Here is a 15,395-nt window from a genome sequence, read left to right on the forward strand (position 1 = left end):
TCTCCTCCTATTTAAACAATATATTTCCCGCGATTTATAATCGCTTTTGCGATTTCTCTCTTCTTCGTAAATACGTTCGTATATAGAGGTACTGACAGTTGACGAATTTCATCTAGAATAGCATTTCTATTTTGCTCTTCTTGTACTGCTGCAGAAAGAAGAACAATTGCCGATGATTCTACTTTTCGATATCCTTCTTCACAAAGAACATCTGTTATAGACTGTTTTGTACGTTCTTTTTCTTCACCATTTTTACTTACCGCTTTCTTTGTACGTAAAAATGCTGATTCCATTACATACACATCTTTCAACATGTCTGCTAGCACGCGTGAATATTCTTGTTCTTGTTCAATTTTTAGTTCAGGAGTTTGAGATAGCGTTTTCAAAGATTGCTTCAATAATTGTTTCGATAATAAAATATAGCGATGATTTCGTTCCACATTTTCAAATGTGCCTTCATCTACTTGGTCCCCTAGTAGCTTCGTTTGTTTCATTAACATTTTCGCAACTGTTAAGCGATTAATTTCATTTGTCCCTTCAAATATACGGCTAATTCTAGCATCACGATATAATCTTTCTACTTCATATTCTTGCATATAACCATAACCACCGTGAATTTGTACCGCCTCATCTACAATATTTCCAAGTGTTTCTGAAGCGTTCACTTTATTAATCGCACACTCCATTGCAAATTGTGACATTTTCTGCATAATGCTTTCATCACTCTCATGAATCGCGTCATCAATTACGCCTGCTGTTCGATAAGCTGCGCTCTCTGCACCATATGTATCAATAATCATATTTGCAATTTTCTCTTGGATCATCGTGAAATCAACTAATTCTGTTTGAAACTGTTTTCGTTCTTTTCCGTATTGAACAGATAGACCAATTGCTTGCTTTGCTGTCCCAATATTTCCGAAAGCAAGTTTCAATCTCGCAAAATTGAGAATATTAAGAGCCACATGATGCCCTTTTCCAACTTCCCCTAATACATTTTCAGCTGGAATTACAACATCCTCTAATATCAACGTTGCAGTAGAAGAACCCTTAATACCCATCTTCTTTTCTTCTAGGCCAATAGAAACGCCTTCACATGTTCTTTCGACAATAAATGCTGTCATTCCTTTATTTGTCTTCGCAAAAACAACATATACATCAGCCATATGAGCATTCGTAATCCACTGCTTTTCACCGTTTAATGTCCATGTTGTGCCATCTTCACTTAAGACCGCACTTGTTTTTGCACTTAACGCATCAGATCCAGCATTTGGCTCTGTTAATGCATAAGCTCCAATCCATTCGCCTGATGCAATTTTAGGTAAATACTTTTCCTTCTGCTCTTTAGTTCCGTAGTATATATATGGCAGTGTTCCTACTCCGGCATGAATGTTAAAGGAAACACTAAACGCGCCTGCATATCCCATCTTTTCTGCCACCAAGCCAGAAACTGCTTTTCCTAATTCAAACCCTCCATATTCTTCTGGAACTTCTATACTTAGTAATCCAAGTTCTCCAGCTTTTTCAAACAACTGGCGAGAAACTTGATAATTGTGCTGCTCAATATGTTCAATTTGCGGAACAATTTCTTGCTTCACAAATTGTTCTGTTGTTTTTGCGATTAAATCTTCATCACCTGAAAAATCCTCAGGTGTAAAAAAGGTTGTATGAAGCTCCTGATTCAGCGAAAAAAATTCGTCCCATTGCAACTTTGTTTTCTCCATCTGTATCCCCCTATCATTTCGGTCTTCATTTTATTTATATGCAAAATCTATGCCAAACTAAAAACTTGATAGAACAAGGGCGAAATGACAAGAAAACGTAAAACTGTCTAGACAGTTTTACACTTGATATAACAAATTGTCTAGATTTTGAATCGGGACAATTTGTTATACAGGGTCGCCCTAGAAATCCCTAACAACGCCGCTGCTTTTGACTTATTTCCTTTTGCTTCTTTTAAAACGCGTTCAATTAATCCTCTCTCTTCCTCTTCACACACAACTTTCATCGCTTCTTGTTTTGCAGGTAAGGACTGAATCATAGGTACTAGTTTCTTTTGCTCCATATCCCGATAATAAAATTCTTCTGGTAAATCCTTCGCTCGTATATGTGCATCATCTGATAGTGCGAATAGCCTTTCTAACACATTGATTAATTCCCTGACATTACCTGGCCAGTTATAATGGAACATACGACGCAATACTTCTTTATCAAGTGTCTTTTCTTCGGCACCGTATATTTGACATAACTTTTGTAAATGTTCTTCGACAATGAGTGGTATATCTTGTTTTCGAAAGCGAAGCGGCGGAATATGAATCGGAATAACATGAAGACGATGATATAAATCCTCTCTAAAGGTTCCTTCTCTAACCATTTGTTTTAAATCTTTATTTGTCGCTGCGATCAGCCTGAAATCAACAGGTATTGGATGTGTACCACCTATTCTTTCTATTTCCCTTTCTTGCAAAACGCGTAAAATTTTCACTTGCGTTAATAGAGACATATCGCCAATCTCGTCTAAAAATAACGTTCCATGATTTGCAAGCTCAAACTTTCCTGCCTTCCCGTTCTTTTTCGCACCCGTAAAAGCCCCTTCTGCATAACCAAACAATTCAGATTCTAGTAAATTATCAGGAATGGCAGCACAGTTCACGCTAATAAATGGACCATTTTTCGTTATACCTGCATCATGTATAGCTCTTGCAAATTGCTCCTTACCAACACCACTTTCCCCAGTAATTAACACCGATGCTTTCGATTCAGCTGCTTTTCGGGCCATTTTTTTCGTTTCAGAAATTGTTTGGCTTTCTCCAAGAATATCTTCAAATCGAATCTGCTTCTTTTTCGGTTTAGAAAACGTTGGTTGGATTTTCCTATCCTTTTGATCAAATCGCTCTAGTATTTTGTAAATATCTGAAATCCCTTCATGAATCAGCATCCCTACTGCACCAATTACTCTTCCCTGCTTCCAAATTGGCATGCGGTGTACAACTAAATTCTGCCCTTGCAGACGATGCACTTGATTTCTTTCTGGTACTCCCGTTTTTAATACAACTGGCAGGCGCGTATTCTCAATTATATTTTCAGCAAGCTGTCCAATTGCCTCTTCTTTCGTCACACCAACAAAGCGACTATACGTGTCATTAAACATTTGAATAACGCCGTTTTCATCCACAATTGCAATGCCTTCATATGCAGTATCAAAAGAAAGTCGTAGCCATTCAATCACACGCCCTGCTTCTTCCAATTGTTGTTTTATATGTTTCTGAAAAGCGAAAAGCTCATTTTGACCAATAACCCCTTCTAGCACCCCGCTTTTTTCATTTATCACATAAAACGGTACATGTTGAACCACTTCCATTGCATTCACTCTTGTTCCCTTGTGAAAAGATTTATCTATAATCATATGAACTAATGTACTTTCATCACTATTTTCTTTCACCCACTGCACACAATCTAGTAATTTCACAATACCTATCATTCTTTCTTCCTCTAGTACAGGCAGTTCATCAGTTTTTGTTGCGATTAGTAGATTGATTGCCTCTGCAACCGTATTACTCATTTTCACAAACTGAAACTCTTTATTCAGCCATCTTCCTACAGAGTAATCTTCTATAGAGTTCATATGTTTCCACCTCTTTTGCAAGCAATTAGGAAATATGAAAAGGCGATGACTCTTCACATCAAGCAGTTGTTTTTGCCAAAGATGTATCATCATCGCCTTTTCCCTTTGTTTTATTGATCTTCAGATAAAACTGTTTTTGCAATTCCGTTATCTAATTCTTCAAAATCATGATACGAAATTGTTTCATATAATTCACTTCTCGTTTGCATATTAGATAGTCCTTCTTTTTGTGAGCCTGTTTCTTTAATAAGTGTGAATACACGCTCATATGCTTTTGCTGCAACGCGAAGTGATGTAACCGGATAAATTACCATTTGGAAGCCCATATTTGCAAATTCTTCTGCACTATAATATGGTGTCTTTCCAAACTCAGTCATGTTCGCAAGTAGTGGAACATTTACTTTACTGTTAAATAAACGGAATTCCTCTTCAGATTGAAGCGCTTCCGGGAATATAGCATCTGCACCTGCTTCTACGTAAGCAATTGCTCTTTCGATTGCTGCATCCAATCCTTCAACACCGCGAGCATCTGTACGTGCTACAACAACAAGTGTTGGTGCTACTTCTTTAATCGCTTTAATCTTCTGTACTAATTCTTCAGTGGAAACTAGTTTTTTTCCATTTAAATGTCCACATTTTTTCGGTAATTGTTGATCTTCAATTTGAACAGCAGCTACATTTGCTTCTACCATTTCTACAGCTGTTCTTGCTACATTTAATACTCCGCCAAATCCTGTATCAATATCAACAAGAAGAGGTAAATCCGTTGCTCTAACAAGATCTCTTGCTCGTTCAGCTACTTCAGTAGACGTTACAATTCCTAAATCCGGCAACCCTTTACTTGCTGTATAAGCAGCTCCTGATAAATAAAGAGCTGAAAATCCAGTGTTTTTTGCAACAAGAGCAGCCATTGCATCATGTGCACCAGGGATTTGTAAAATTTCAGGTGCTTCTACTAAAGCTCGGAATCGATTAGCAAGCTCTTCTTGTGTTGACTGTTTATTCACAACCCAAGCCATTTCTATTCCCCCTATTTTAAATTAAGAAAAGGTCTACAAATTCATTTACATTCATATTTTCTAGTTTTTCTTCATTTAGACAAGCTTCATGAATTTTTTCTTGTTGTTTACTAGAATAATGACCTGCCATATTTGCAGTGAATTTTTGAACAACTTTTGGAATCGCTTCGTCTCTACGGAAACGGTGGCCAAGTGGGTATTCACATTCCACATTTTCTGTTACAGTACCGTCTTTAAAATGAACTTGAACAGCGTTGGCGATTGAGCGCTTGTTCGGATCAAGGTAATCTAAACTGTACTGTTTGTTTTCAACAACAACCATCTTATTACGTAATTCATCTACACGCACGTCAGCTGCTACTTCATCCTCATAATCATCCGCGACAATATCACCTTTTAATAGACCAATTGCCGTAATATATTGCAAGCAATGATCGCGGTCAGCTGGATTATTTAATGGACCTTCTTTATCGATAATACGAACTGCTGATTCATGTGTCGTAATTGTAATACGATCAATTTCATCTAATCGTTCTATCACTTCTGGATGTAATTTAACTGCACATTCCGCAGCTGTTTGTGCATGGAATTCTGCTGGATATGATACTTTAAACAATACATTTTCCATTACATAAGAATCTAAAGGTCTTGCTAATTTTAATTCTTGTTTATTAAACAGTACATCTTGGAATCCCCATCCTGGTGCAGATAATGCTGTTGGGTAACCCATTTCACCTTTTAGAGCAGTCATTGCAAGATGAACACCGCGGCTCGTCGCATCACCTGCTGCCCATGATTTACGTGAACCAGTATTTGGAGCATGACGGTATGTACGAAGACTCGAATTATCAATCCACGCATGTGATAATGCATTAAAGATTTCTTCACGTGTTCCACCAAGCATTTTCGCAACTACAGCCGTCGTCGCTACTTTTACGTATAATACATGGTCAAGACCAACGCGATTTAAGCTATTTTCTAAAGCAAGTACACCTTGAATTTCATGTGCTTTAATCATCATTTCAAGTACATCTCGTACTTTTAATGGCTCTTTCCCTTCTGAAATACGAACGCGGCTAATGTAATCTGCAACAGCTAAAATCCCGCCTAAGTTATCTGATGGATGTCCCCATTCTGCAGCTAGCCATGTATCGTTATAATCTAGCCAACGAATCATACACCCAATATTAAAAGCACCTTTTACTGGATCAAGTACAAATGACGTTCCCGGTACACGTGTACCATTTGGCACGATAGTCCCTGGTACAACTGGCCCTAATAATTTCGTACACTCCGGGTATTGAAGTGCTAAAATTCCACATCCAAGCGTATCAAGTAACACATAGCGAGCTGTACTGAACGCTTCTGAGCTTGTCACCTCTTTGTTTAATACATAATCCGTAATCTCTTCTAAAATTGCATCTTTTTGTTTAATTTCATTTGTTTTAATCATGCTATTCTTCCCTTTCTGTCGAAAATTCGTTATTATTAAGGATGGGTGTCGGTCAAACACCCACCTGGCGGGCGGCTCTAACAACTCCCCAGTTGTTTTTATTTGCTAAGCACATGTCGCTCGCCGATATAATTTACACGTGGACGGAACAATCGATTATTTGCATGTTGCTCAATCACATGCGCACATAAGCCCACCGTTCTTGAACTGAAAAAGATTGGTGTATATAGTTGAATTGGAATACCTAACATCCAATACACTGGAGCTGCATAATAATCTAAGTTCGGATAAATGCCTTTTTCCTTCTCCATAATCTTTTCTCCAGCTTCACACATTTCATATAATGAATAATCACCTTTTACATCACATAACTGTTTTAAAGCTTCTTTCATCATAAGTGCCCTTGGATCCATCTTCTTCATATAAACGCGATGTCCAAATCCCATGATTTTTTCTTTGTTATATAATTTCTTTTGCAGTAACTCTTCAAATTTCTCAACATTACCTGCCTCTAACAGCATGTACATAACCGCTTCATTTGCACCGCCATGTAAGCTTCCTTTTAAAGATGCAACCGCACCTGTTAAAGCACCATATAAATCTGATTGAGTAGATGCAATCACGCGTGCTGTAAAGGTAGAATTTGGCATTTCATGTTCGCTATATAAAACTAAGGAACGATCGAATATTTTCTCTTCCAGCTCCGTTGGTTTTTTTCCAGTTAACATATAAAAGAAGTTCGCACTATACGATAATTCTTTTAGAGGTTGCACAGGCTCCTCATTGTTTAAAATATGGTAACTATTTGCCACAATATTCGGCACTTTGCTTAATAACTTATAACCGCGATCTTTATTCACTTCTAACGAACGATTTTCAATATCGTTATCGTAACCTGCTAATGCCGATACACCTGTACGTAATCCGTCCATCGGATGTGTCTCTTTTGGCAATGCTTTTAAAACATTAAACACACCTTCTGGTACTTCATATTCTTCCTTCAATTTCTTTTCAAGCGCCTGTTTTTCATCCTCATTTGGCAGATGTTCTTCTAGTAAAAGGTGCACAATATCTAAATACTCTTTTGTCTTTGATAGTTCAATTAAGTCATATCCTTGAATAACAATTTCACCTTTTACTGTGTCAAGAAACGAGATTTTCGTCTCCGCTGCGACTACACCATCTAATCCCGGGGAAAATTTTTCTTCAGCTTTCATTATCATTTCCTCCAATCCTAATAGATCTTCGTGCACATAACTGTAAGCCTTTACAATATCGTGAAACTACATTTCTATTTCAATGTATCAGAGTTTTTAGAAGATTTCAATTTATTTTATAATGATAAGTTTCCTATACTTTTCCTACTGTAACAAAACTGTTTTTGAAGAATAACGTATAAGTTTTTTACCAGTAAATTCCACAGTGCTTTGTTTTCTTTTAAACCTAAATATATTAATTTTCAATATAATCCTATATAAAGCTAGTAAAACAAACTATTCACTTCCATATATTTATTATCTTTTTAAACACAGAAAAAAAGCGAGTTGTATCTACATCCAACTCGCTTACACATATTTTATATACTGCTATTAATACAATATAATTTTCATATAAAATATTTTTATTTTTAATAAAGTTATTATTTTATATAATTAAATTCAATTTCATCCATTTCCATATGATAACTTACTACTAAATCATAGTCTTGGAAATACCAAATGTCATCTGCATCGATGAAAAATTGGATTCCATCCTGTTCAGTAGATGCAGCTATATCTTCTAGTTCCTCAAAAGCTAACCCTAAAGAATAACCAGATTGAATGGTACTATTACCACCATATCACACAACAAAACGTACAAAATCACCGCTCTGTAAATTCATTTCTTCTTTAAACCATTGCACGGCTTTAGGTTCAATTTGAATGTTCATCTTATTGCCCCCTTATGCAAGTTCCTTTTTGGTTAATCGCTGTTTTACAAAAAACATAAAAATCAAGAGTGCTACCACTCCTGATATCGCACTACCTGTAAATAAAATACGATAACCGAAAAGTTGTGAAACAAACCCTAGTAAAATAGCACCAAGTCCAATTCCTAAATCGAATGCTGTATAGAAAGAAGCATTTGCAATTCCTCTTTTACTTGGATCAATAATTTTGAGCATCGCAGCTTGCAAAGTTGGTTGTGCTAAACCAAATCCTACTCCATATAAAATAGCTGCTGCTACTACTCCCATTAGTCCATTTGAAGCTGTTAAAACAAATATAGCTAACACTGTTATAAATAAAGATGGAACAATTATTAATACTTCTCCATATTTATCTGATAATTTCCCTGAAATCGGTCTGACGATTGTTAGTGCAATTGCATAAACAAGAAAGAATGTACCTGGGTTCACATCAATAGATGTTGCAAACAATGGTAAAAATGTTGTAATTCCTCCATAGGCAAATGCTAAAAAGAAAATAACAATCGCAATAGGTAAAATAGATTTTTCAAACAACTGTATTTTTCCTTTTTCTAATTGTGGTGTAAACTGTATTTTTGTCACAAATGTGAGAAATAATGCAACGAACGACAATAATGTAGATAATAAGAATAGGCCCTGGAAGGAATAACTTTGTATCATCCACAAACCAATCATTGGTCCAACTGCCATTGCAATCGTCATTGCCATCTCGTACCAACCCATTCCTTCCCCTCGTCGAGAGTTTGGAATAATATCAGTAATAGCAGTTCCAACTGCAGTCGTAGAAACAGCCCATGTCAAACCGTGAATAATCCGTAAAACAACTAAAGATGCAATACTTACTACCCAATTGTATGAATACATCGTAATACCAAAGAAGACTAGCCCCAAAATGATAAATGACCTTCTTCCGTACCTATCTAACATCCCTCCAATAATTGGACGCGCGATAACAGCTGATATCGTAAACATTCCCATCATAATTCCAACCTGAGATTCACTTCCTCCTAGTTCCTTTATAAATAATGGGAGTGTTGGAACAAGTAAATAAAATCCTGTAAATAAAAATAACATCGCTAAAGTCATTTGAATAAATGACTGAGTCCATAATCGCTCCATAAAAAATACCTCCATATAACCTGTATCAATACTATTTACACTCGTATTGTACATTTTTAATGGTATATTTCCCTCCGTATATAGACGTATTTTTAAATTTAAATGGTCTACCATCGATAGATTGAGTTGGTCTTACGACTTTGTACTTAGTTCTACTGGATAAGACTTACTTATACATATAAAAATAATAAAAACAAAGCCAGCTCTTTTTCAGAGCCGGCTTTGTTTTTCTAGTTAACATATTATTATTGACCACCATTTTGATTTGCGTTTGTTTCACCTTGAACATTTCCAGTGCTCGGTGGATTTGGACTAACTTGGCCTTCACCGTCTCCGCCACTTGGTGGATTCGTACCACCTTGGTTATTTCCGTTTCCATTACCCGGCGGGTTCGTGCCACCTTGGTTATTTCCGTTTCCATTACCTGGCGGGTTCGTACCACCTTGGTTATTTCCGTTTCCATTACCTGGTGGGTTCGTACCACCTTGGCCATTTCCGTTTCCATTACTTGGCGGATTTATATTACCTTGATCTTGACCATTTTGATCATTGTTCTTATTTTCTTCATTTTGTTCTTGCTCTTGTTTCTTTTTCTCTTCTTCCATTTGTTGTTTCTTTTGTTCTTCCTCTATTTGTTGTTTCTTTTTCTCTTCTTCTATTTGTTGTTTCTGTTGCTCATCATTTTTCTTCTGTTCATCTGAGTTTGAATTTGAACTTGAGTTTGAATTTGACGTGCTCGGATTTGGAGAGGAATCTCGTTTTGCACCTTTCACACGTAATTCATCACCCTCTTGTACAACACTGCTTGGCATTTTGAATTTTGCTTCGCTTGTGCCAAATTTACTCATCATCTCTTTAAAAATTTGTTGAGCAATTTTCGTATTTTTACTGCTTATATAATCTTCAGAACCATCTTTCATATATCCAGTCCAAACTGCCATTGTATATTGCGGTGTATAACCAGCAAACCAACTATCACGCGATGCACTAGCTGGTATACCATATTTCGCTAATTCTTTAGATGAATAATTTGTTGTTCCTGTTTTACCCGCAACATCTAATGAACTTACATTCGCTGCTGTACCTGTACCAGATTTAACAACAGAACGCAGCATATCTGTAATCATATACGCTGTATAGTCTTCCATAACTCGTTTTGATTTCGGTTCAAAACTTTGAGATTTCCCATCTGGATAAACTACTTTTTTAATAAAGTGTGGCTTTATATATTTACCATCATTACCAAATGCAGCATATGCCCCTGCAATTTCAGTTGGTGATACTTCATTCGTACCAATTGCAGTTGACTCAACCGCATCTTTTTTAAATGGAATACCTAAACTTTCTGCAAAGCTTTGTGCTTTACTTAGTCCTACCTCTTTTGCTGTTTTAATGGCTGGTATGTTACGAGACATTTTAAGAGCATCACGCATCGTCATCATACCTTTAAACGTTCTATCAGCATTTTGAACCTGTTGTCCTGTTGAATATTTATATGGTGAATCATCCAGTTGATGATAAGTTGGCCATTTTAAATATTCAATTGCTGGGCCATAGTCAAAAATTGGCTTCATTGTTGAACCTGCTGAACGTTCTAGTTCAATTGCCATATTGTGCCCTTTGAATGTCGCTTTATTTTCACCACGTCCACTACCGATAGCACGAATTTCTCCAGTTTTTGTATCCATAAATGTAAAAGCACCTTGGAATTTATCATTCGGATAACTAATACTATTTCCGTTTAAAAGATCATCAGCATACTTCTGTGCTTCCGGATCTAAAGTTGTATAAATAGATAACCCATCAGACCCAACGTTTGCATCCGGTAACTCCTTCTCCACTTCCTTCACAACAGCATCTATAAATGCTGGATATGGCATTTCTGTAATTTCTTTAGGTGGGAGGAGTCCCTCAGTTACAGGAACTTTTGAAGCTTCTTCCATTTGTTTTTTCGAAATATATCCATGACGATTCATTAAATGTAATACAACATTTCTACGCTCTGTTGCTCTCTCTACATTTTGTTGTTTGGTTGGATCATAAATACTTGGTCCCTTTGGTAACCCTGCAAGCATCGCAACTTCTGGTAAAGTCAACTCTTTTAATTCTTTTCCATAATAGTTTTCAGCTGCCGTCGCAATACCATACGAACGGTTTCCTAAGTTGATTTTATTTAAATACATTTCTAATATTTCATGCTTCGAATATTGTTGTTCTAACTTATAGGCTAAATATATTTCTTGTGCCTTACGTTTAGGTGTTTTATCCATAGATAAGAAATAATTTTTAATAACTTGTTGTGTAATTGTACTCCCACCTTGCGAACCATAGTTCCCAGTAAGACTGACTAAAATCGCGCGTGAAGTACCCTTAAAATCAACACCACTATGGTCATAAAAACGTGCATCTTCTGTAGCTAAAAATGCATTTTCTACTAATTTTGGTACTTGATCGTACGTAATATTCGTTCGTTTCTCTTTCCCATATTCATATATTAGATTTTTATCTTTATCATAAATTTTTGCTGATTGTGAATTAACAAGCTTTGATTTTTCAAGTTTAGGAGCATCTTTTATCATAATGAAAAAAGTAGTTACTCCACCTATGAGAGCTACGATTCCAAGTATTAAACACCCAATTAAAAACTTACGAAAAAACGATGTTTTCCCTTTCGTTTTTTCATTATTAGCACTTGGTTGCTTTTTCTTTCGCACTTGTCTTCGTTCTTCTCGAGAACGATAATTTTCTGACATGTTGCTTTCTCCTGCCTTTCAATCCTCTTGTTGATTTATCATCAATAAATAAGTCTACTCTTACAATGTTGTTTAATCAAAAAGGCCCCGAACACATTTTTGAATCACTTAAAAAATTCATATTTCGTTGTTTGCATTATCCACCTGTTTCTCTTGATGAAAAATATAACCCTATTAATCTATACGCTTGTAATAGTAAGAAGCATATTCTGTTCATACTGAAACTTGAGCTCGTATTCCTCCTTTTATTCTATATAAATCATTTCTTAAACACCTGTCTAAAATGTCTTCATTGTCAAAGCTTGTATCAAAAAGATACAGACACCACTAATACATTTAAACAATGGTTTCTCCCATGTTCTATATTGACACCCTGTTCCTAAACTCTTAGCCACAAATTGTAAGCTGGTAATTGCATTAAAACTAAATAATTTCTTAACTTAGCTTTGATTATATTCCGGATTAGTTGTACAAAAACTGTCATTTAAAACATAACTTCCTTCTACACAATCGTTAGCGACAAATCAATAGTGAGAATAAAATATCATAACAATATGAATTTCGTGTGAACTTCTAATAAAATGAATCAACATAGCTAGTGAAGGAGGTAATTATGATATTTTATCTAACAACATATATACTATTCACAATGTACGATTCAGTCAATACGTAACAAAATACACCCTAAATTCTACAACATGCTTTGTAGAATAGTTCTAACAAATATTACTATGTCATAAAATAGAAAAGTGACTGGAAATAACCCTTTACTTTATCTCCAGTCGCTTCTTCAAAAATCACCTATGCACACTACAACTTATAAAGTAAAAATCAGCGGCGTGTTTCTTCATCACATACCAATTATTAGTCCTCACTAATCGGACTTTTACTGATAGTTCCCCCCTATATAATTCCTTTTTAGGGTTTTACCGCCTGTTAATAGCAGGATAAACAGTACAAAACAGTTATCAACTTGCCCTTCTCCTACCATAAGTAAACATTACGCATCGAAATACATCCTCTTAAAAACCCGAAACAATTTTACATAAAATTACAGTAAAATGCTTTTCCCTAACAGGAATTACATGCTGAACAGTGATGTTATAAGAACCTGTTTCCTCTCTTTTTTGTTCAACAATTTCATTTAAAATATGTGCTAGAGAATCTTCCTCTTCCAATATTATATCTATAAATTCTTGTTCATTCATATTCTCCACTCCTTCTCAACGACTATATTTCGACCAGATAGCAGGATTTTCCTTTATTAATATCTAAATATATTAAAGAAGGGAGATGAACTAACATGACTTTATATCCAGTAATTTCTAAAAAATTAGTCGCTGTAGGTTATAATCCATCATCTATGATTTTACGAATTGAATTTAGAAATGGTACATATGATTTTTACGATGTACCGGAAAGTATATACAAAGGATTACGAAACTCACAATCCAAAAGCTATTATCATGACACTTATATTAGAAATTCTTATCGTCACACAAAAATTTAAACAGTCTACAGGATAAACAAAAACGATTTATTTCATTGTATAAAAAATATTTTATGTAGAATAAAAAAGGTATTACGTTGTTTAAACAACGTAATACTTTTTTACTTCCGATTATTATTTAATCACTACATGTTCCTCTTTAATCCAGCTACTTTGCCCAATATCAATTGCCCCATCTTTTCTATCCCAAACACGATAAGAAATTGAACCATCAATCACACCTTTAAAGTTTATACATTCAGGTTCTGCATAATAATTAACTCCATATCCAGCAGGGTATTTTGAATATGCACAGAACCACTCTACATCAAAGTGATCTAGTTTCGCCCACTGTTTTTCATTCCCTAATCTAATCATATCCTTACCTTCGCCGCCCCAATATCCTTCAAATATAAGATAAGGAATTTTATTAGTGATACGTCCAGTAAATATAGGTTTTTCAGAATTCTCATATAAATTAACTCCATAACCTTCAGGGTATTTTGAAAGAGCACTCCCAATACCTACTGTTTGTCCGGAATCTTTTTTTGTCTGACTTACATCATCTATAAACCAAGAAAGTGACTTATCGCCAACCAAATAATTCAAATCAACTGCCCCAATCCCTTTAACATTCCCTGTTTCAGTATATTGCCATATATCACATGGATAAGCTGGTTTATTCCCCCCGTAACGTGGAATCCATAGGAAATCCGATTTCACTCCTCTTAAACCATATTTATTATACATGTGATGACCTACGTATAATCCAACTTTCCACCCTGCGGCTTTACAAGTATCTATAAATACTTGAGATGCTTCAGCTAGCTTATCCGGTCCGCAACTTTTTAACGTATCATCTTCAACATCAAGAACAAGAAATTTAGCGTTTGAACTTACTCTTTCCATAAAATCTTTCGCTTCTACAACTGCATCCGTTACAGAAACATAGCATCCATAAGCATATGCAGCATGTGGTATACCATGTTGTTCCAAATTTGTTACATAACTTCTATACCTCTCATCAACTGTTCTAGAACCATACTGTACACGACATATAGCAAACTCAATTTGCGGTGCAGCCACATCCCAATCGATATTACCGTTCCACTTAGAAATATCAATAATATATTTGTCCATTACTACTCTTCTCCTTTTGTCATACTGTATTTTAATAGCTAAAGTGATACTTCTAGATTCGATATATTCCTGCAATATGTATATATTAAGAATCGATTAAAATAGGTGTTTGTTTTGCTAATTCTATCTAACAATTGACGAGTGGTAAATTAAAATAAATTAATACTATACTTATAGTATTAAGCATCTATACTAAACATTAGTAATATTCAATACAAACATTATCAATTTTCTAAATAAGTTAACTATGTTATATTAATACTACGGTTACTATTACCGTTAAATCCTTGCTCCCTTCAAGGGTTTAACATACTCTCCTAATCCAATATATATAATGGAAAAAAGAATCTGTGGCAGATTCTTTTTTCTCGTGGACACTTACTAAGTCAACTGTAACTTTACTTTGTATGACAGGAACATATAAAAAATAAATCTCCAAAATGCTAAAAAGCATCCTATTGGACGCTTTTTATTTCATAACCATTTAACTTTCCAATACCAAATAAATCGATTTCTGTATCAGTTATTTTCGGGATGAATTTCATTATTTTTGTCCTACCTTGGAAAACTTCCCCTTCAGTAGTAATAAATTCAAATACTGGTTGTTCATTTTTCTCCATTGCTTCAATGAAGAGTGTATATTTATCAGTAGTTCCGCGTATAATGACTTCCCAGTCTAAATAGTCATCAATCCTTACATAAGCTATTCGAAAATCGATTTCTTCTTTTCTCTCTCCTAAATAAGTAATCTGTTCTACTTCAAACTGTGTCATTTTACTCCCTCCCTTTTATTACATATTCGACAGGAAAGAAGAAAAACCTACACCATAA

At 35.3% G+C, this 15,395-nt stretch carries 11 protein-coding genes and 1 pseudogene; 1 reads left to right on the forward strand and 11 read right to left on the reverse strand.

Annotated features, from left to right (window positions below; all coding sequences use genetic code 11):
• Positions 1-11 precede the first annotated feature (11 nt).
• The 9 genes and pseudogenes from LOK41_RS19560 to LOK41_RS19600 all read right to left on the reverse strand — a co-directional run bounded on the left by LOK41_RS19560 (position 12) and on the right by LOK41_RS19600 (position 13,143).
• The gene (locus LOK41_RS19560; RefSeq protein ID WP_241817929.1) at positions 12-1,721 is read right to left on the reverse strand and encodes an acyl-CoA dehydrogenase family protein; all 1,710 of its coding nucleotides are present in this window, start codon (positions 1,719-1,721) and stop codon (positions 12-14) included.
• Between the two features lie 140 nt (positions 1,722-1,861).
• A complete protein-coding gene (locus LOK41_RS19565; protein ID WP_241817930.1) occupies positions 1,862-3,622 on the reverse strand; it encodes a sigma 54-interacting transcriptional regulator in 1,761 nt (586 codons plus the stop codon).
• A gap of 110 nt (positions 3,623-3,732) precedes the next feature.
• Positions 3,733-4,641 (reverse strand): methylisocitrate lyase, encoded by a 909-nt coding sequence (gene prpB / locus LOK41_RS19570; protein WP_174102055.1) that lies wholly within the window; start codon positions 4,639-4,641, stop codon positions 3,733-3,735.
• A 16-nt stretch (positions 4,642-4,657) separates the two neighbouring features.
• Positions 4,658-6,094, reverse strand: coding sequence for a 2-methylcitrate dehydratase (gene prpD, locus LOK41_RS19575; RefSeq protein ID WP_241817931.1), 1,437 nt, complete (start codon positions 6,092-6,094; stop codon positions 4,658-4,660).
• 98 nt (positions 6,095-6,192) lie between these two features.
• Positions 6,193-7,311, reverse strand: a complete 1,119-nt coding sequence (gene mmgD, locus LOK41_RS19580) for a citrate synthase (RefSeq protein WP_174102057.1) — start codon at positions 7,309-7,311, stop codon at positions 6,193-6,195.
• Between the two features lie 422 nt (positions 7,312-7,733).
• A pseudogene (locus LOK41_RS19585) lies at positions 7,734-8,024 on the reverse strand (HesB/YadR/YfhF family protein).
• A gap of 12 nt (positions 8,025-8,036) precedes the next feature.
• On the reverse strand, positions 8,037-9,182 hold the full coding sequence (locus LOK41_RS19590) for an MFS transporter (RefSeq protein ID WP_241817932.1): 1,146 nt from the start codon (positions 9,180-9,182) through the stop codon (positions 8,037-8,039).
• 245 nt (positions 9,183-9,427) lie between these two features.
• Positions 9,428-11,935 carry a transglycosylase domain-containing protein gene (locus tag LOK41_RS19595; RefSeq protein ID WP_241817933.1) on the reverse strand — a complete coding sequence of 836 codons (2,508 nt, stop codon included), beginning with the start codon at positions 11,933-11,935 and terminating at the stop codon, positions 9,428-9,430.
• A 1,022-nt stretch (positions 11,936-12,957) separates the two neighbouring features.
• Positions 12,958-13,143, reverse strand: coding sequence for a hypothetical protein (locus LOK41_RS19600; protein ID WP_174103087.1), 186 nt, complete (start codon positions 13,141-13,143; stop codon positions 12,958-12,960).
• A gap of 95 nt (positions 13,144-13,238) precedes the next feature.
• Between LOK41_RS19600 and LOK41_RS19605 the strand changes: the two genes are divergently transcribed.
• A complete protein-coding gene (locus LOK41_RS19605) occupies positions 13,239-13,445 on the forward strand; it encodes a KTSC domain-containing protein (RefSeq protein WP_241817934.1) in 207 nt (68 codons plus the stop codon).
• Between the two features lie 114 nt (positions 13,446-13,559).
• Here the strand turns inward: LOK41_RS19605 and LOK41_RS19610 are convergent, their stop codons facing one another.
• Together LOK41_RS19610 and LOK41_RS19615 are read right to left on the reverse strand one after the other, a co-directional pair.
• Positions 13,560-14,564, reverse strand: coding sequence for a GH25 family lysozyme (locus LOK41_RS19610; RefSeq protein WP_241817935.1), 1,005 nt, complete (start codon positions 14,562-14,564; stop codon positions 13,560-13,562).
• A gap of 455 nt (positions 14,565-15,019) precedes the next feature.
• Positions 15,020-15,337 carry a hypothetical protein gene (locus LOK41_RS19615; protein ID WP_241817936.1) on the reverse strand — a complete coding sequence of 106 codons (318 nt, stop codon included), beginning with the start codon at positions 15,335-15,337 and terminating at the stop codon, positions 15,020-15,022.
• Positions 15,338-15,395 lie beyond the last annotated feature (58 nt).

The organism is Bacillus sp. TL12 (assembly GCF_022625245.1).
Taxonomy (GTDB): Bacteria; Bacillota; Bacilli; order Bacillales; family Bacillaceae_G; genus Bacillus_A.

Bases quoted from the DNA above. Each gene is read 5' to 3' on its own strand.
- LOK41_RS19605 (WP_241817934.1), top strand. From the start codon at position 13,239: ATGACTTTATATCCAGTAATTTCTAAAAAATTAGTCGCTGTAGGTTAT.
- prpD (WP_241817931.1), bottom strand. From the start codon at position 6,094: ATGATTAAAACAAATGAAATTAAACAAAAAGATGCAATTTTAGAAGAG.
- LOK41_RS19610 (WP_241817935.1), bottom strand. From the start codon at position 14,564: ATGGACAAATATATTATTGATATTTCTAAGTGGAACGGTAATATCGAT.
- LOK41_RS19615 (WP_241817936.1), bottom strand. From the start codon at position 15,337: ATGACACAGTTTGAAGTAGAACAGATTACTTATTTAGGAGAGAGAAAA.
- LOK41_RS19600 (WP_174103087.1), bottom strand. From the start codon at position 13,143: ATGAATGAACAAGAATTTATAGATATAATATTGGAAGAGGAAGATTCT.
- LOK41_RS19590 (WP_241817932.1), bottom strand. From the start codon at position 9,182: ATGGAGCGATTATGGACTCAGTCATTTATTCAAATGACTTTAGCGATG.
- LOK41_RS19595 (WP_241817933.1), bottom strand. From the start codon at position 11,935: ATGTCAGAAAATTATCGTTCTCGAGAAGAACGAAGACAAGTGCGAAAG.
- mmgD (WP_174102057.1), bottom strand. From the start codon at position 7,311: ATGAAAGCTGAAGAAAAATTTTCCCCGGGATTAGATGGTGTAGTCGCA.
- LOK41_RS19560 (WP_241817929.1), bottom strand. From the start codon at position 1,721: ATGGAGAAAACAAAGTTGCAATGGGACGAATTTTTTTCGCTGAATCAG.
- prpB (WP_174102055.1), bottom strand. From the start codon at position 4,641: ATGGCTTGGGTTGTGAATAAACAGTCAACACAAGAAGAGCTTGCTAAT.
- LOK41_RS19565 (WP_241817930.1), bottom strand. From the start codon at position 3,622: ATGAACTCTATAGAAGATTACTCTGTAGGAAGATGGCTGAATAAAGAG.